The 16,524-nt window shown below is 63.3% G+C and carries 15 protein-coding genes; 9 read left to right on the plus strand and 6 right to left on the minus strand.

Annotated elements, in window-relative coordinates:
* Positions 1–67: 67 nt before the first annotated feature.
* The 4 genes from PFEN_RS29150 to PFEN_RS29165 form a co-directional block, all read right to left on the minus strand.
* Positions 68–268, minus strand: a complete 201-nt coding sequence (locus tag PFEN_RS29150) for a hypothetical protein (protein WP_412071485.1) — start codon at positions 266–268, stop codon at positions 68–70.
* 242 nt (positions 269–510) lie between these two features.
* Positions 511–1,620 (minus strand): agmatine deiminase, encoded by a 1,110-nt coding sequence (aguA, locus tag PFEN_RS29155; RefSeq protein WP_191490031.1) that lies wholly within the window; start codon positions 1,618–1,620, stop codon positions 511–513.
* A 4-nt stretch (positions 1,621–1,624) separates the two neighbouring features.
* Positions 1,625–2,503 (minus strand): N-carbamoylputrescine amidase, encoded by an 879-nt coding sequence (aguB, locus tag PFEN_RS29160; RefSeq protein ID WP_191490032.1) that lies wholly within the window; start codon positions 2,501–2,503, stop codon positions 1,625–1,627.
* Positions 2,504–2,825: 322 nt separating this feature from the next.
* Positions 2,826–5,738, minus strand: a complete 2,913-nt coding sequence (locus PFEN_RS29165; RefSeq protein WP_191490033.1) for an aminotransferase — start codon at positions 5,736–5,738, stop codon at positions 2,826–2,828.
* A 186-nt stretch (positions 5,739–5,924) separates the two neighbouring features.
* On the opposite strand from PFEN_RS29165, the gene rfbB reads away from it, so the two are divergent.
* The 7 genes from rfbB to PFEN_RS29200 all read left to right on the plus strand — a co-directional run bounded on the left by rfbB (position 5,925) and on the right by PFEN_RS29200 (position 13,065).
* Positions 5,925–7,007: a dTDP-glucose 4,6-dehydratase gene (rfbB, locus tag PFEN_RS29170; RefSeq protein WP_191490034.1), complete on the plus strand. Its 1,083-nt coding sequence runs from the start codon at positions 5,925–5,927 to the stop codon at positions 7,005–7,007.
* Positions 7,004–7,876 (plus strand): glucose-1-phosphate thymidylyltransferase RfbA, encoded by an 873-nt coding sequence (gene rfbA / locus PFEN_RS29175; RefSeq protein WP_191490035.1) that lies wholly within the window; start codon positions 7,004–7,006, stop codon positions 7,874–7,876. The genes rfbB and rfbA overlap by 4 nt, the downstream gene beginning before the upstream one ends.
* Positions 7,876–8,421, plus strand: coding sequence for a dTDP-4-dehydrorhamnose 3,5-epimerase (gene rfbC / locus PFEN_RS29180; protein WP_191490036.1), 546 nt, complete (start codon positions 7,876–7,878; stop codon positions 8,419–8,421). Before rfbA ends, rfbC begins: the two co-directional genes overlap by 1 nt.
* Entirely contained in the window at positions 8,418–9,302 is an 885-nt protein-coding gene (rfbD, locus tag PFEN_RS29185; RefSeq protein WP_191490037.1) for a dTDP-4-dehydrorhamnose reductase, read from the plus strand. Before rfbC ends, rfbD begins: the two co-directional genes overlap by 4 nt.
* A gap of 85 nt (positions 9,303–9,387) precedes the next feature.
* Positions 9,388–11,202 (plus strand): sensor histidine kinase, encoded by a 1,815-nt coding sequence (locus PFEN_RS29190; protein WP_191490038.1) that lies wholly within the window; start codon positions 9,388–9,390, stop codon positions 11,200–11,202.
* Positions 11,199–12,587, plus strand: a complete 1,389-nt coding sequence (locus PFEN_RS29195; protein WP_191490039.1) for a sigma-54-dependent transcriptional regulator — start codon at positions 11,199–11,201, stop codon at positions 12,585–12,587. The genes PFEN_RS29190 and PFEN_RS29195 overlap by 4 nt, the downstream gene beginning before the upstream one ends.
* Positions 12,588–12,609: 22 nt before the next feature.
* Positions 12,610–13,065 (plus strand): YiiD C-terminal domain-containing protein, encoded by a 456-nt coding sequence (locus PFEN_RS29200; protein WP_191490040.1) that lies wholly within the window; start codon positions 12,610–12,612, stop codon positions 13,063–13,065.
* Between the two features lie 171 nt (positions 13,066–13,236).
* Here PFEN_RS29200 and cysQ read toward each other — a convergent pair whose 3' ends face one another.
* Both cysQ and nudE read right to left on the minus strand, forming a co-directional pair.
* Positions 13,237–14,082 (minus strand): 3'(2'),5'-bisphosphate nucleotidase CysQ, encoded by an 846-nt coding sequence (cysQ, locus tag PFEN_RS29205; RefSeq protein WP_191490041.1) that lies wholly within the window; start codon positions 14,080–14,082, stop codon positions 13,237–13,239.
* Complete coding sequence (nudE, locus tag PFEN_RS29210; RefSeq protein ID WP_191490042.1) at positions 14,079–14,645, minus strand: ADP compounds hydrolase NudE; 567 nt, start codon at positions 14,643–14,645, stop codon at positions 14,079–14,081. The genes cysQ and nudE overlap by 4 nt, the downstream gene beginning before the upstream one ends.
* Before the next feature lie 89 nt (positions 14,646–14,734).
* Here nudE and yrfG point away from each other — a divergent pair, with 89 nt between their 5' ends.
* The gene (gene yrfG / locus PFEN_RS29215; protein ID WP_191490043.1) at positions 14,735–15,400 is read left to right on the plus strand and encodes a GMP/IMP nucleotidase; all 666 of its coding nucleotides are present in this window, start codon (positions 14,735–14,737) and stop codon (positions 15,398–15,400) included.
* Positions 15,401–15,634: 234 nt separating this feature from the next.
* Positions 15,635–16,507 (plus strand): LysR family transcriptional regulator, encoded by an 873-nt coding sequence (locus PFEN_RS29220; RefSeq protein WP_191490044.1) that lies wholly within the window; start codon positions 15,635–15,637, stop codon positions 16,505–16,507.
* Positions 16,508–16,524: the final 17 nt, after the last annotated feature.

Genomic DNA, 16,524 nt, shown 5'->3' on the forward strand with positions numbered 1-16,524 from the left:
ACAATCGCCCATAAAAAACGCCGTTGCCCGGATCACTCCGGCCAACGGCGTTTTGTCCAAAGTCCTTTTAACCCTGCAAAACCCCTAGCAAGGCCTCCAGTTCAGCGTCGCTGAACAGGCCCTCGGGGTAACGGTCGATAATTATCCGACGAGGATCCTGACCACGGGTCGTGCGCGTTCCATTGCTTTTCAACCATTGGGCCAGGATCTGAAGCGACTCGCTCGTCACCGACAGGGGGTGCGAAACCCGCTCACTGGCTACGTTCATTCCGGCGCTCTCCTGGTTCATGAGCGGCTAACTTACTCAAGGTTTATGACAAAACGTCGCACCCTAAAAGACACTACGTCATACAAACAAACCCGATACAAGAGCTATGCCAAAACGCCAGTTCAGCAGCCGAAAAACCTAAAAAAACCCGCAGTCCATAAGGGCTGCGGGTTTGATGGGGGATCGCTCAACAGTGATGCAAAAACGCCATCATTTGTAGCGTTACACTAATTGTTACAGCTTCACTCACCTTTGTGGGGGGCGGGTTGCTGTTGTGTAAGGCAATGGATATTCCCACCACCCAGTAACAACTCGCGCCCTGGCACCATGACCACCTCATGTTGCGGGAAAAGGTTCTGCAGGATTGCCTTTGCCACGCTGTCCAGCGGGTCATCGAAGCTCGGCGCGATGATGCCGCCGTTGACGATCAGGAAGTTCACGTAGGAACCGGCCAACCGCACCGAAGGGTTGCGCTCCTGGCTGCCCGTCACCGCATCGATCCCGGCACACTCTTCTTCGGTGGCATACAACGGCCCCGGAATCGGCATTTTGTGCACTATGAAGGAGCGCCCCTTGGCGTCACGGCTGCTTTCCAGCACATTCATCGCCGCCTGGCAGCGCGGGTAGTTGGGGTTCTCGGGATCGTCGGTCCAGGCCAGCAGGACTTCGCCCGGACGCACGTAGCAGCAGAAGTTATCCACATGGCCGTCGGTCTCGTCGTTGAACAAGCCGTCCGGCAGCCAGATCACCTTGTCCACCGCCAGGTGCTCGGCGAGTACCTGTTCGATGGCTTCGCGGCTCAGGTGCGGGTTGCGGTTGCGATTGAGCAGGCATTCCTCGGTGGTGATCAGCGTCCCTTCGCCATCGACATGGATCGAGCCGCCCTCGAGGACGAAGCCTCCAGTCCGATAGCGCGGGCAGCGCTCGATTTCGAGGATCTTGCCGGCCACCTGTTCGTCGCGGTTCCATGGCGCATAGAGACCGCCATCGAAGCCACCCCAGGCGTTGAAGTCCCAGTCGACACCACGGACTTCGCCCTGGTCGTTGATGACGAAGGTCGGCCCGCTGTCGCGCACCCAGGCGTCATCGCTGGACATTTCCACCAGGCGGATATTCGGCACATCCAGGCGCGCCCGGGCGTTTTCATACTGTGCGGCGGACACCGCCACGGTCACCGGTTCGAAACGCGCAATGGCCCGGGCCACGGCGGCATGGGCGGCCTGCGCCGGCTTGCCGCCCAGGCGCCAGTTGTCCGGGCGCTCGGGCCAGATCATCCAGACCTGGGTTTGTGCCGCCCACTCGGCGGGCATATGGAAGCCGTCGGCGCGCGGCGTGCTGGGCAAAGTGGTCATGCGATCAGGACTCCAGGGAACCATCGAGGGTTTTCAGGGCAGCGTACAGGTTCGGTCGCCGGTCGCGGAACGAGCCCCAGGCGCTACGGGTATGTTCAAGTTCGTCGAGGTCGAAGCTGTGGACCAGGATGCCCTCTTCGGTTTCGTTGAGTTCCTCGACTTTCTCGCCGTACTGATTGGCGATGAACGATGAGCCATAAAAGGTAATGTCGTAGCCGTCCTGCTCTTCATTGCCGATGCGGTTGCTGGCGATCAGCGGCATCAGGTTGGCGCCGGCGTGACCTTGCTGCACGCGCTGCCAGTGGTCGCGGGAGGAAATGCTCTGGTCATGCGGCTCGCTGCCAATGGCGGTCGGATAGAACAGGATTTCCGCACCTTGCAGGGCCATGCTGCGGGCGCACTCGGGAAACCACTGGTCCCAGCAGATACCCACGCCGATCTTCGCGTAGCGGGTGTTCCACACCTTGAAGCCGGTGTCGCCCGGGCTGAAGTAATACTTCTCGTGGTAGCCGGGGCCGTCCGGAATGTGGCTTTTACGATAAATCCCGAGGTTGCTGCCGTCGGCGTCGATGATCGCGATGCTGTTGAAGCGCGCGCGGCCGGCCAGTTCGAAGAAGCTGATGGGCAGCACCACCTGCAGTTCCCTGGCGACTTTCTGGAAGTGCTTGATGGCGACGTTGTCTTCCACCGGGGTGGCCAGCTGCAGGTAGTCCGGGTTCGGCTTCTGGCAGAAATATGGGGTTTCGAACAGCTCCTGGATCAGGATGATCTGCGCGCCCTTGGCGGCGGCTTCGCGCACCAGCCTCTCGGCGCTCTCGAGGTTGGCTTCGAGATCCCAGGAACAAGCCATCTGGGTGGCGGCGACGGTAACGATACGACTCATGGATCATCTCCTGGGCGAATGCGCTGGGGCAATTCTAGGCATCGACCGATGACAGATTGAGAATAGCCGGGCATAGGGGGGGCTCGGCCGGGGCGATGGCGACTTTATAGCCGATAAAAATCGATAAATAAAGCGTAAATAGGATGCACAGAATATTTAAATGCAAATTTATCCGATATAAATCGATCTAATAGATCATCTGGCAGGACGCTTTCACGGGCAAGCCCGGCTCCTGCAGTGCAAGGTCGTCCACACATGTGTGTACGCCACAAAACTGTAGGAGCCGGGCTTGCCCGCGAAAAGTGCGAAGCACTCAGCGATCTCAGAGCCCCTCGTCCAGCACCTTGGACAGCATGTCGACAAAGAAATCCACGCTCCGCCGGCTGGTGCACATCGGCGGTTTGATCTTGAGGATGTTCAGGTAGTCGCCAGTCGGCTGCATGAAAATCCCCAGCTCGCGCAGGCGCTCGCACAACAGCGCGGTCTCCTCGGTCGCCGGCTCCAGGGTTTCGCGGTTGCGGATCAGTTCCGCGCCGAGGTAGAAGCCGGAGCCGTGTACCGCGCCCACCAGTGGATGCCGCTCGATCAGCGCTTCCAGACGCTCCTTGAAATAGCCGCCCACCACCTCGGCGTTTTCCCAGAGTTTTTCCTCGGCCATCACATCGAGCACGGCGATACCGATACGGCAACTGACCGGGCTGCCGCCGGAGGACGAAAAGAAATACCCCTCGGCCTCCAGCGCCTCGGCGATCTCCCGGCGGGTGATCACCGCGCCCAGTGGCTGGCCGTTGCCCATGCCCTTGGCCATGGTAATGATATCGGGCACCACGCCCTGCTCCTCGAAGCCCCAGAAGAACTTGCCCATGCGCCCGTAACCCACCTGGATCTCATCGGCGATACACACGCCACCCCGGGCCCGGACCAGCGCATAGACCTGCTGCAAGTAGCCCGGCGGCAACGCAATACCGCCAGCGTTGCCATACACCGGCTCGCAGATAAACCCCGCCAGTTGACGATTTTCCGCCGCCAGCTTGGCCAGGTTGTGTTCCACGCTGCGCACGTAGTCCGGTGTACTGGTGCTGCCACGGAATGCCCCGCGATAGGTGTTGGGGGCAGTCACCGGATGTACCCAGTCCGGGCGGCTGCTCAGGGCCTTGGGATTGTCGGCAATCGAGGTGGACACCGCATCGGCCGCCACCGACCAGCCGTGATAGGCCTCCAGCACGCTGAGCATGTCGCGGCCGCCGCTGTAGGCCCAGGCCAGGCGGATCGCCAGGTCGTTGGCCTCGGTACCACTGTTGACCAGGAATACCCGGTCCATGGAGTCCGGTGCCAGCGCCAGCAGCCGCTCGGAAAACTCGGTCACGGCGGCGTAGTGAAAGCGCGAGTTGGTATTGAGCAGCGACCACTGCCGCGCCGCTTCGGCCGCCATGCGTGGATGCCCATGCCCCAGCACCGCGACGTTATTGAGCATGTCCAGGTAGGAACGGCCTTGCATGTCGATCAGGTGGTTGCGCCAGCCACGCTCGATACGCGGCGGATCGACGTAGTAGTGTTTTTGCGTGCGGGCGAAGCTGGCGTCGCGCCGGGCCAGCAGGTCCGCCGAATCCAGCTCGGGCTCGGCATCGCAGGCCAGTCCCAGCAAGTTCGCCGGCGACGGGCACAACGCCTGCCAGGCGGCGGCCCGCGACGGCGCGCAGAACAACGGCGGGGTCAGCTCGGCGTGGCGGCACAGTTGCACCCGCAGGGGCCCCTCGGCCTCGCCCAGCACCTGCCCCTTGACCACCGCGGCGCCGGATTTGAGGGATGCCTTCACCCCCCACAGCCGCACACTCAGTTGCGCGCTGGCCAACAGTAGGGCGCCATCGCTCATGATCCGCAGGGTCCCGGCGAACGGCGACTCCACGGTGGTGCCGCCGGGCACCTGCAAGGCTACGTGCAAGGGAAAGGTGTCCGGCTCGCTGGCGCTGTCGGGCCGGGTGCGGGACAAGCGATATTGCCCGTAGCGGCTGGCCGCCAGGCCATGGGTCGCGGCGGCCTCGGCGAGCAGGCGTTCGTCGATGCCACTCTGTTCCCAGTTGCCCGCCGCGAAATGCGGGCTGAGTACGCCCAGGTCGATCAGTGCGAACTCGCGGCCCACCAGCCCGGGCAGCAACGGGGCAAACCCTTCGCTGGCAATCGGTACCAGGGTTTCGCCAACGGCCGTGAGTATCGCCGTCTCCATCAGTTCGAAGGGTACCGAGGTGGCCACCTGGAAGATTTCCCACTCATGGGCCAGGTTATCGCGGCTGTAGGTATTGCCCGGGTCGATGCCGACCTGCTGTTCGCCGCTGAGCACCAACACCGCCGCCCGCGCCACGATCAGCGGCCACAGCGCGAGCAGTTCTTCGCGCAGCAACGGGTTGACCGCATGATAGGCGCGGACCGCCGGCAGAATCACAAAGGGATCGCCTTCGGCATGGTGCAGCAGTGCCGCGCAGGTCACCGACAGGTCGGCGATGCGCCAGGTATGGACCAGGTCGCCGAAATCGATCACCCCCTGCAGTTGCCAGTGACGCTGGGCGTCGCGCTGCCAGACCACGTTGTCGTCGGTGATATCCAGGTGAACGGCCTGCGCCGGCAAGACCTCGACCAGCGGGTGCAGGCGCCACCGGGCCTGTGCGGCCGCGTCGCGCACCCGCGTTTGCCGGCCCGCGTCCTTGAGCACCGGCAGCAGATGTTCGATCAGTGCATCGGCATGCCGGGGGTCCCACTGCAGGGTGCGCGCCAGGCCCGGGTGCTGGAAGTCGGCCAGGGCCAGGTCCATTTCCGCGCACAGTCGCCCGAGGCCCTCCACCAATTCGCGGCCCAGATGCTTGAGATGGGTCAGCGACTGGCCTTCGATGTACTCCAGCAGACGCACGTGCACGGGCTGGCCGTCCAGCTCCAGGGACAACAGGTCCTGGCCGTTGCGCGCGGTGATCACCCGTGGCACTCGCAGGCCGGCACGCCCGCCGAGGTGCGCCAGGCCCGCATGCTGGGCCTGCAATTCCAGCGTGGCGTAATCGCCGTGACAGATTTTCAGGACAAAGCGGCCTTCATCGCAGTCGACACGATAATTGAGGTCCTGCTGGCTCCCCAATGCCCGCAACACGCCAGAGAGGCCGTAATGTTCCTCAAGCAGCCTCAGCGCCTGCGGTGCCGACACATTCGGACTGGGTAAACTGGCACGATGGATCAACGTGGCGAGCAACATGCGACGACTCCCTGAAGTTTTTGTTGGCTGTCTATATCGCCATTGGTGACGCCAAGACGCAAGTGCGACGATGAAGTCAGCCCCACGGGACCCCATACATCGCCTTGACACTTGCACCAGGGAGCGCCTGCCCACAAGCTATGCTCCATTCAGCTTGAGTCTGCTTAAGGAAAAAGGCACACCGATATGCGTATTCTAGTCACCGGCGGCGCCGGTTTTATTGGCTCTGCCCTGATTCGGCATCTGATCCGCCATACCGGGCATGAAGTCCTTAACCTGGACAAGCTTACCTACGCCGGCAACCTCGAATCGCTGACCAGCATCGCCAGTGACAGCCGCTATGAGTTCGTCCAGGCCGATATCGTCGACCAGGCCACCGTCAGCGCGGTGCTGGCACGCTTCGAGCCCCATGCAATCATGCACCTGGCCGCGGAATCCCATGTGGACCGCTCCATCGACGGGCCATCGGACTTTATCCAGACCAATATCGTCGGCACCTATAGCTTGCTGGAAGCCGCCCGCGGCTACTGGTCGGAACTGGCCCCACCTGCAAAAAGCGCGTTCCGCTTTCACCATATTTCCACCGACGAAGTGTATGGCGACTTGCATGGCGTCGATGACCTGTTTACCGAAACCACCCCATACGCCCCCAGTTCACCGTACTCCGCGAGCAAGGCGGCGTCCGATCACCTGGTCCGCGCCTGGCACCGCACCTACGGTCTGCCGGTGTTGCTGACCAACTGCTCGAACAACTACGGGCCATTCCACTTCCCGGAAAAGCTGATCCCGCTGGTGATCCTCAACGCCCTGGCCGGCAAGCCACTGCCGGTATACGGCGACGGTCTGCAGGTGCGCGACTGGCTGTTCGTCGAGGACCATGCCCGCGCTTTGTTCAAGGTGGTGACCGATGGCGTGGTGGGCGAGACCTACAACATCGGTGGGCATAACGAACAGAAGAATATCGATGTCGTGCGCGGCATCTGCGACCTGCTGGAAGAACTGGCGCCGGCGCGCCCGGTCGGGGTGGAAAAATTCACCGACCTGATCACGTTCGTCAAGGATCGTCCGGGCCATGACCTGCGCTACGCTATCGACGCGGGGAAAATCGAGCGCGAGTTGGGCTGGACCCCGCAGGAAACCTTCGAAAGCGGCCTGCGCAAGACCGTGCAATGGTATTTGGAGAACCTGGAATGGTGCCGTCGCGTCCAGGATGGCAGCTATCAAGGCGAGCGCCTGGGCGCGCTTGACCACAAGGAACTGTTGGCATGATGAAAGGTATTGTCCTCGCGGGCGGCTCGGGCACCCGACTGCACCCGATTACCCTCGGCGTTTCCAAACAACTGCTGCCGATCTACGACAAACCGATGATCTACTACCCGATCTCGGTACTGATGCTCGCCGGTATTCGTGACATCCTGGTGATCTCCACTCCCCAGGATCTACCGCAGTACCGCAACCTGCTGGGCGACGGTGGCCAGTTCGGGGTTCGCTTCAGCTACGCCGAGCAACCGTCTCCGGATGGCCTGGCCCAGGCTTTCCTGATCGGCGAAGACTTCATTGGCGACGACCCGGTGTGCCTCATCCTGGGCGACAACATCTTCCACGGCCAGCATTTCGGCGATCAGTTGAAGCACGCCGCGCGGCGGCCGAGCGGTGCGACAGTCTTCGGCTACTGGGTCAAGGACCCGGAACGTTTCGGTGTCATCGACTTTGACAGCGAAGGTCGAGCCCTCTCGATCGAAGAAAAACCGATAAAACCGAAATCCAGCTATGCGGTGACCGGCCTGTATTTCTATGACAACGACGTGATCGAGATTGCCAAGGCCGTCAAGCCTTCGCCTCGCGGCGAGCTGGAGATCACCGACGTCAACAACGCTTACCTCAAGCGCGGCGACCTGCATGTCGAACGCTTCGGACGCGGCTTTGCCTGGCTCGATACCGGGACCCACGACAGCCTGCTGGAAGCCTCGCAATACGTGCAAACCATCGAACACCGTCAGGGGCTGAAAGTCGCCTGTCTGGAAGAGATCGCCTACCAGAACGGCTGGATCGACCAGGAGCATCTGCTGGAGCGGGCCAGATATTTCGGCAAGACCGGCTATGGGCAATACCTGTTTACCGTCGCGGGAGAGCATTGATGAAGGCAACGCCAACACGCCTGCCAGGCGTGCTGATCCTCGAACCCAAGGTGTTTGGCGACGAGCGCGGCTTTTTCTATGAGAGCTTCAACGCCCGGGCCTTCCAGGAAGCCACGGGGCTCGACGTCCCGTTCGTCCAGGACAACCACTCGCGTTCGCAGCAAGGGGTCTTGCGCGGCCTGCATTACCAACTGGAAAACACCCAGGGCAAGCTGGTGCGGGTGATTGCCGGTGAAGTCCTGGATGTGGCCGTGGACATTCGCCGCAGTTCGCCACATTTCGGCCAATGGGTAGCGGTGCGCCTGTCCGCCGAAAACAACCGCCAATTGTGGATACCCGAGGGTTTCGCCCACGGCTTTGTAGTCCTCAGCGACTCCGCCGAGTTCCTCTACAAGACCACCGACTACTACACGCCCAGCGCCGAACGCTGTATTCGCTGGGACGATCCAACCCTGGCCATCGACTGGGAGTTCGACGGCGTTCCCCAACTGTCGGCCAAGGATCTGAACGGTAAATCCCTGCACGAGGCCGATCTGTTCGAATGAATACCGCGCCCCTGAAAATCCTCATCAGCGGTCAGCACGGCCAAGTCTCCCGAGCCCTGCAACAGCGACTCGCCGACCTGGGCGAACTGATCGTCCCGGGGCGTGACCAGCTCGACCTGACGCAGCCGGAACAGATTCGTCAACAAGTCCGCACCCTGCGCCCCGACCTGATCATCAACCCGGCGGCCTACACCGCCGTCGACCAGGCCGAAAGCGAACCGGAACTGGCGTTCGCCATCAACGCCACGGCGCCAGGCATCTTCGCCCAGGAAGCCGCCAGCCTGGGCATCCCACTGATCCAATACTCCACCGACTACGTGTTCGACGGCAGCAAGGACAGTCCCTACACCGAAGACGACCCGACCAACCCGCTGAGCGTCTACGGCGAGAGCAAGCTGGCTGGCGAGCGAGCTATCGCCGCCGCCCATGACCAGCACCTGATCCTGCGCACCTGCTGGGTGTACTCCAATCACGGGCGCAACTTCCTGCTGACCATGCAGCGGTTGCTGCAGGAAAAGCCGGAATTGCGCATCGTCGCCGACCAGATCGGCGCGCCCACCTGGGCCGGCACCATCGCCACCAGCACCCGCGCCCTGATCGAGCGCTGGCGGAATGGTCACGCTGGCGCCTGGGGCACCTATCACCTGACCGCCAGCGGCGAAACCTCCTGGTTCGGCTTTGCCCAGGCCATCGCTGAGCATTTGCTCGCGCAGGACAAACCCTGCGCCCTGCTCGAAGCTATTCCGTCCAGCGCCTACCCGACGCCCGCCACCCGGCCGTTGAACTCACGCCTGGATTGCCGCCGCCTGTTGCGCGAATGGCAAGTATCCCAACCCGACTGGCACGCCGCGTTGCGCGAGTGTCTTGCGGAGCAGGGCTAGAGCACGCAAACAATGCGGATCGCGTCATTTATTGATTGCCCGCCCTACCCCATAATGCGTCGGATTCCATCGGCGCATTCTCTTCATGATCACGAGCACCACCCTTCCCCGCAGACCCCGCTGGCGCAGCCTGGCCCTGCTGTTCCTGTGCCTGGCGCCGCTGTTGTGGCCGCTGGAACACCTGGCCGAACGGTATTACCGTAACGAACTGATCAGCCAGAACCGCCAGACCCTCGACCTGTATGTCGCCAACCTGTTGGGCACCCTGCACCGTTATGAGGTCCTGCCGCAGATCCTCGGCGACCTGCCGGCTCTGCGCAACGCGTTGGAAGAGCCAGGCCAAAGCCTGCGCCTGAACAATGCCAACAGCCTGCTGGAGAGCATCTGCGCCCAGACCGGCGCCGAAGTGATGTACCTGATGGACACCAACGGCAAGACCCTGGCGGCCTCCAACTGGGACAAACACGACAGTTTCGTCAATCGCAACTTTGCCTTCCGGCCCTACTTCACCGAAGCCATGGCCGGGCACCTGGGCCGCTTCTTCGGCCTCGGCACGACCTCGGGCAAGCGCGGCTACTTCTTTGCCGCGGCCGTGCGCGAAGGACAAAAGATCATTGGCGTGCTGGTGGTCAAGGTCGATCTGGACCGCACCGAAAGCCTGTGGGGCAAGACTCCGGAACAATTGATGATGACCGACCACAACGGCGTGGTCATTCTCACTTCGCACCCGCAATGGCGCTTTCGCTCGACCCGCGTGCTGAGCGAACAGGAACGCAACGCGATCACCGCCGTGCAACCTTACCCGACCCGCAATCCCCAGCCCTTGTACCTCAATCCCGATGCCTGGCTGACCCAGACCCAACAGATCGAGGAAACCGGCTGGAACGTGAGCATCCTCGCGCCACGGACCCTGGTCGACCGCCCGGTGCGCACCGTCGTCGCGGTCGGCGGCGCCGCCCTGCTGGTGCTGATGCTGCTGCTCGGCCTGATGATGCAGCGCCGCCGCCATTACCTGGACCGGATCGCTTTCGAGGCCAAGGCCCGACGCGAGCTGGAAATGCGCGTCGCCGAACGCACCAGCGACCTGGAAGGCCTCAACCGGCGCCTCAAGCAGGAAGTGCTGGAACGCGAGCACGCCCAGCAGGAGCTGGTGCGTGCCCAGGATGATCTGGTCCAGGCCGGCAAGCTCTCGGCGCTGGGCACCATGTCGGCGAGCATCAGCCACGAGCTCAACCAGCCGCTGGCGGCGATCCGCAGCTACGCGGAAAACGCCGAGGTGCTGCTCGACCACCAGCGCACCGACGACGCCCGTGGCAACCTCAAGCTGATCAGCGAACTGACCGGGCGCATGGCCTCGATCATCGCCCACCTGCGCGCCTTCGCCCGCCGCGACCGGCATGCTCCGGAAAGCGTGGCCCTGCAACCAGCCCTGGACGATGCCCTGGCCTTGTTGGCCAAGCGCCGGCGGGCCATGGAAGTCGAACTGATCCGTGACTTGCCGGCGGCGACCCTATGGGTCCAGGCTGGTGAAACCCGCTTGCGCCAGGTACTCGGCAATCTGCTGGCGAACGCCCTCGACGCGCTGACCGAAAAGGGCCCGCCGCGTAAACTCTGGTTGAGCGCGCAATCCACCGAACAGGGCGTCAGCCTGACGATTCGCGACAATGGCCCAGGCTTCTGCCTCGAAGCCCTGGACCGCGCTGGCGAGCCGTTCTACACCACCAAGACACGAACCCAAGGACTGGGCCTGGGCCTGGCGATCTGCGATTCGCTGATGCGCGCCTTCGGCGGCGAGCTGTTGTTCGCCAACCACCGCGAAGGCGGTGCCTTGATCACCCTGCGGATGCGCGCTGGCGCACCGGGGGTCAGCTTGCAACCACCCGAGGACTCGAGTGTATGAAAATCGACCAGCAGATCCAGGTGGTACTGATCGACGACGATCCCCACTTGCGCCAGGCCTTGAGCCAGACCCTGGACCTGGCCGGCCTGAAGATCCTCCCGCTGGCCGAAGCCCAGGGCCTGGCCGCGGACATCGAGCGCGACTGGCCGGGGGTGATTGTCAGCGACATTCGCATGCCGGGCATGGATGGCCTGGAGCTGCTCAAGGAACTGCATGCCCAGGACCCGGAGCTGCCGGTGCTGCTGATCACCGGTCACGGCGACGTGCCCCTGGCCGTGCAAGCCATGCGCGCCGGTGCCTATGACTTCCTGGAAAAACCCTTCGCCAGCGATGCTTTACTCGACAGCGTGCGCCGGGCCCTGGCCCTGCGTCGCCTGGTGTTGGACAACCGCAGCCTGCGCCTGGCCCTGAGCGACCGCCAGGAACTCAGCGCACGCCTGGTCGGGCACTCGCCACTGATGCTGCGTCTGCGCGAACAGATCGGCGCCCTGGCGGCGACCCGGGCCGATGTATTGATCCTCGGCGAGACCGGCGCTGGCAAGGAAGTCGTGGCACGGGCACTGCACGACCTGTCGAACCGCCGCAACGGGCCTTTCGTGGCGATCAACGCCGGGGCCTTGGCCGAGTCGGTGGTGGAAAGCGAGCTGTTCGGCCACGAGCCGGGGGCTTTTACCGGAGCGCAGAAACGCCGGATCGGCAAGTTCGAATTCGCCAACGGCGGCACCCTGTTCCTCGACGAAATCGAAAGCATGAGCCTGGACGTGCAGGTCAAACTGCTGCGGCTGTTGCAGGAACGGGTGGTCGAACGTCTTGGCGGCAACCAGCAGATTCCCCTGGATATCCGTGTGATCGCCGCGACCAAGGAGGACCTGCGCCAGGCGGCCGACCAGGGACGCTTCCGCGCCGACCTGTATTACCGCCTGAACGTCGCGCCGCTGCGGATTCCGCCGTTGCGCGAACGCGGCGAAGACGCCCTGATCCTGTTCCAGCACTTCGCCGACGAAGCCAGCGCCCGCCACGGTCTACCAGCGCATACCCTGCAACCGACGCAGCGCGGCCTGCTGTTGCGGCATACCTGGCCGGGCAATGTGCGTGAACTGCAAAATGCCGCGGAGCGCTTCGCCCTTGGCCTGGAACTGGCCCTGGACAACACCCCCGGGAACCTCGATGCGAACATTGCCGGCGACCCGGGCACGAGCTTGAGCGAGCAGGTGGAGCACTTCGAGAAATCCCTGATCGCCGCCGAACTGGCGCGCTCCCACGGCTCGCTGCGCAGCCTTGCCGAAGCCCTGGGCATTCCGCGCAAGACCCTGCACGACAAGCTGCGCAAACACGGTTTGAGCTTTGACAGCGTCGGCACCGCCGCCAGCGACGAGCTCGAATGAATCACATCCAAGAGGTCAGTGCATGAACCGCGACAGTCGTTACCTGGAATCCATCCTCCATCACGACATTCCGCTTACCCGCGACATGGGCCTGAAGGTCCTCGACTGGCAGGCCGGGCAGTTGCGCCTGCACTTGCCGCTGGAGCCCAACGTCAACCACAAGAGCACCATGTTCGGTGGCAGTCTTTACTGCGGCGCGGTACTGGCCGGCTGGGGCTGGTTGCATTTGAGCCTACGCGAGGCCGGCATCACCGAGGGACATATCGTGATCCAGGAAGGCCGGATCGATTATCCGTTGCCGGTAACGGGAGATGCCCAGGCGATCTGCGACGCGCCGCAGGAGAAGGTCTGGCAAAAATTTCTGGCGACCTACCAGCGTTATGGACGGGCGCGGCTGACGCTTGAGACGCGGGTGGTGAATGTGGGCAGCGAGGACGCGGCGGTGCGCTTCAGCGGGCAGTACGTGTTGCACCGCTGACAGGAAGAACAGGGCTGCCTCCCTTGACCTTGCGGCGCCTGCCCCAGCGTCTTCGCGAGCAAGCTCCGCTCCCACAGGATCTGAGTCGCGCGATCCTTCGTGCTCGACGCAAAATCCAATGTGGGAGCGGAGCTTGCCCGCGAAGAGGCCCTGAAGACCACCAACCAATCTCTAGGGGGTTCGCAGCCAGTCCGGCAATTGCCCGCGCCATTGCGCCTTGGCCGGCAAGGCCAGGAAAAACGGATTGAGCAATGACTCCCGCGGCGGATAGCTGAAGCACTCGCCGCTCAACTCCAGCACCTCGCCACCCGCGCCCTCCAGCACGCCCTGGGCCGCCGCCGTATCCCACTGCGAAGTCGGCGCCAGGCGCGGGTAGAAGTCCGCCGCGCCTTCGGCCAGCAAGCAGAACTTCAGTGAACTGCCGATATTCGCCAAGGCCAGTTCGCCAAGGCTGGCGCTCAACCCCGCCAACAACTTCTCCTGCTCCGGGCTCGAATGCCGGCGACTGGCGACAACGGTAAACGCCTCTCCCGCCGCCGGCACTTCACGGACCCGGATCGGCTGCGGCGCCGCGTCGGCTTCCGCGCGCCAGGCGCCCAAGCCGGCACCGCCGAAATAGCAGCGACCATTGGTCGGCATCGACACCACACCGAACACCACCCGGCCCTGCTCGATCAAGGCGATATTCACGGTGAACTCCTCGCTGCCGGCAATGAACTCCTTGGTCCCATCCAGCGGGTCCACCAGCCACCAACGCCGCCAACCGGCGCGCACCGCCTGGGCAATATCGGCATCCTCTTCGGACAACACCGGGATACTCGGGTCCAGGGCCGTCAAACCATCGAGGATCAGGTGATGGGCGGCGATATCGGCGGCGGTCACCGGCGAGGCGTCGGCCTTGTCCATGACCTGCACGTTGGCCCGCCAAAACGGCAGGATGACTTCGCCGGCCCGGCGCGCCAGGTCGATCACCGGGGCCAGGTACGGGTGCGGCAGATTCGAAAAAAACTCACTCACGATTGAAAGACTCCACGCTGGGTCAACAGATCTCGCGCCAGATACAACGCGGCCAGGGCACGCCCTTCGCTGAACTGCGGGTTCTGCACCAGGCCGGTCAATTCCCGCAGATTGACGCGTTCGACCCGCATCGGCTCCGGCTCGTCGCCTTCCAGGCGCTCCTCATACAGATCGGTGGCCAGGACCACCTGGATCTTCTGGCTCATATAGCCGGGCGACAAGGACAGCTCGGTCAGGTGCTCCAGTTGCCGCGCGCCATAACCCGCCTCCTCCTTGAGCTCGCGCTCGGCCGCCGCCAGCACGTCCTCGCCCGGCTCGATCAGGCCCTTGGGCAGGGACAGCTCGTATTCGTCGGTGCCGCCGCAATACTCTTCCACCAGCAGGGCATGCTCGGCATCGATCATCGCCACGATCATCACCGCACCATAACCCGCACCCCGGCCGACCAGACGCTCGTAGGTCCGCTCAACGCCGTTGGAAAAGCGCAGTTGCACTTCCTCGACACGGAACAAACGACTACTGGCGACAATCTCGCGGGCGAGGACGGTGGGTTTCTGGCGCATGGGGCGGCTCCTGAGCATGAACGGGTTACTATACCGTGGCTTTCCGATTGTCTGTGTCGGATATCTTTCTACCGTTCGAGAAGTTTCCCATGCCTTCATTGCCCTGGCGCGACATCGATACCGTTCTGCTGGATATGGACGGCACCCTGCTGGACCTGCACTACGACAACCACTTCTGGATGGAGCACCTGCCCCGCAGGTATGCCGAGTTGCATGGCGTCAGCCGGGAACTGGCCGAGCAGGAACTGATGCCGTTGTTCAAGAACCATGCGGGCCAGTTGAAATGGTACTGCCTGGACTTCTGGAGCACCGAGTTGAAGTTGCCGGTGCGTGAGCTGAAGCTGGAGACAGCCCATCTGATTGCCCTGCGCCCGGATGCCGATACCTTTCTGGCGGCCATCCGCCAGGCCGGCAAGCGGGTCATCCTGATCACCAACGCCCACCGCGACTCCCTGTCGTTGAAGCTGGAGCGGATCGAATTGTCGCCGTATTTCGAACGCATGATCAGTTCTCATGACTACGGCTTCGCCAAGGAAGACCCGCAGTTCTGGGATGCCTTGCAGGCCGATATCGGCTTCGACCCGGCCCGCAGCCTGTTTATCGACGACACCTTGCCGATCCTGCGCAGTGCCCGGCGTTTTGGCCTGGCGCATCTGCTCGCGGTCAGCGAACCGGACAGTCGCAAGGGGCCCAAGGACACTGAAGAATTCGAAGCCGCCGACGATTACCGGAGCTTGCTCAACGGCCTGGAGTAAGGCCGTTTTCAAAAGCACCGCACACTTTCTGGACACCGTCGCCCCCCAGTCAACACGCCCCCTGTGGAAGCCCTGGAGCCTGGCATCGCCCTCACGGCCGCAATCGCCAGCAAGCCGGCCTACATCAAGATGCGAAAGATTTGATCGGTGACGTCCGGCCAGGTTCCGATCCCCCACCAACAAGGATGGTCCAGGCGCGCTAGAATCCACGGCTGCACAGCCCGCGGAGCGACGATGGACATCAAACAGCTGAAATTCCTGATTGCCCTGGACGAAACCCGGCACTTCGGCCAGGCGGCGGCGCGCTGCCATATCACCCAGCCAACGCTGTCGATGCGTCTGCGCAGCCTGGAAGAGGAACTCGAGCTGCAACTGGTCAACCGCGGCCAGCGTTTCGAAGGCTTCACCGCGCCTGGCGAACGGGTGCTGGCCTGGGCCCGTACCGTGCTGGCGGCCTACGACGGCTTGCAGGCCGAAGCCGCCGCTTGTCGCGGCAATCTGGTCGGCACCCTGCGCCTGGGCGTGGTGCCGTTGTCCAGCTTCGATCCGGTGCAACTGATGCAACGCCTGCATCGCGAACACCCGAACCTGCGCTTCGAACTCTCGTCCTTGAGCTCCGAGCAGATCCTCGAGCAACTGGCGAGCAACCGCCTGGACCTCGCCGTGTCCTACCTGGAGCGCCTGGACACCGAGCGCTTCGAGGCCCTGGCCCTGGACGAAACCAGCATGGGCCTGCTCTACGACCAGCGCTTCTTCAGCTTCGGCGAGCCCCCCCTGAGCTGGGAGGCGCTGATCGAACTGCCCCTGGGCATGCTCACCAGCGGCATGCACTTTCGCCAGTCCATCGATCACAACTTCCACAGCCGCGGCCTGACCCCACGACCGCTGCTGCAAACCGATGCCGTTCATCAACTGCTGCAAGCCGTCCACGGCGGCCTGTGCTGCGCCATCATGCCGTTGCATGGCGGTCTTGAGGGCCTCACCGAGCATCTGCGCCTGCAACCCATCGCCGACGCCCGGACCCTGGCCCGACTCGGCCTGATCATGCGCCGTGGCGCGCCGCGCTCGGCATTGGCGGAAGCCTGTTTCGCCTTGTATCAGCAATGATCAGATGAGACTTGATC

The organism is Pseudomonas sp. FEN (assembly GCF_904067045.1).
Taxonomy (GTDB): domain Bacteria; phylum Pseudomonadota; class Gammaproteobacteria; order Pseudomonadales; family Pseudomonadaceae; genus Aquipseudomonas.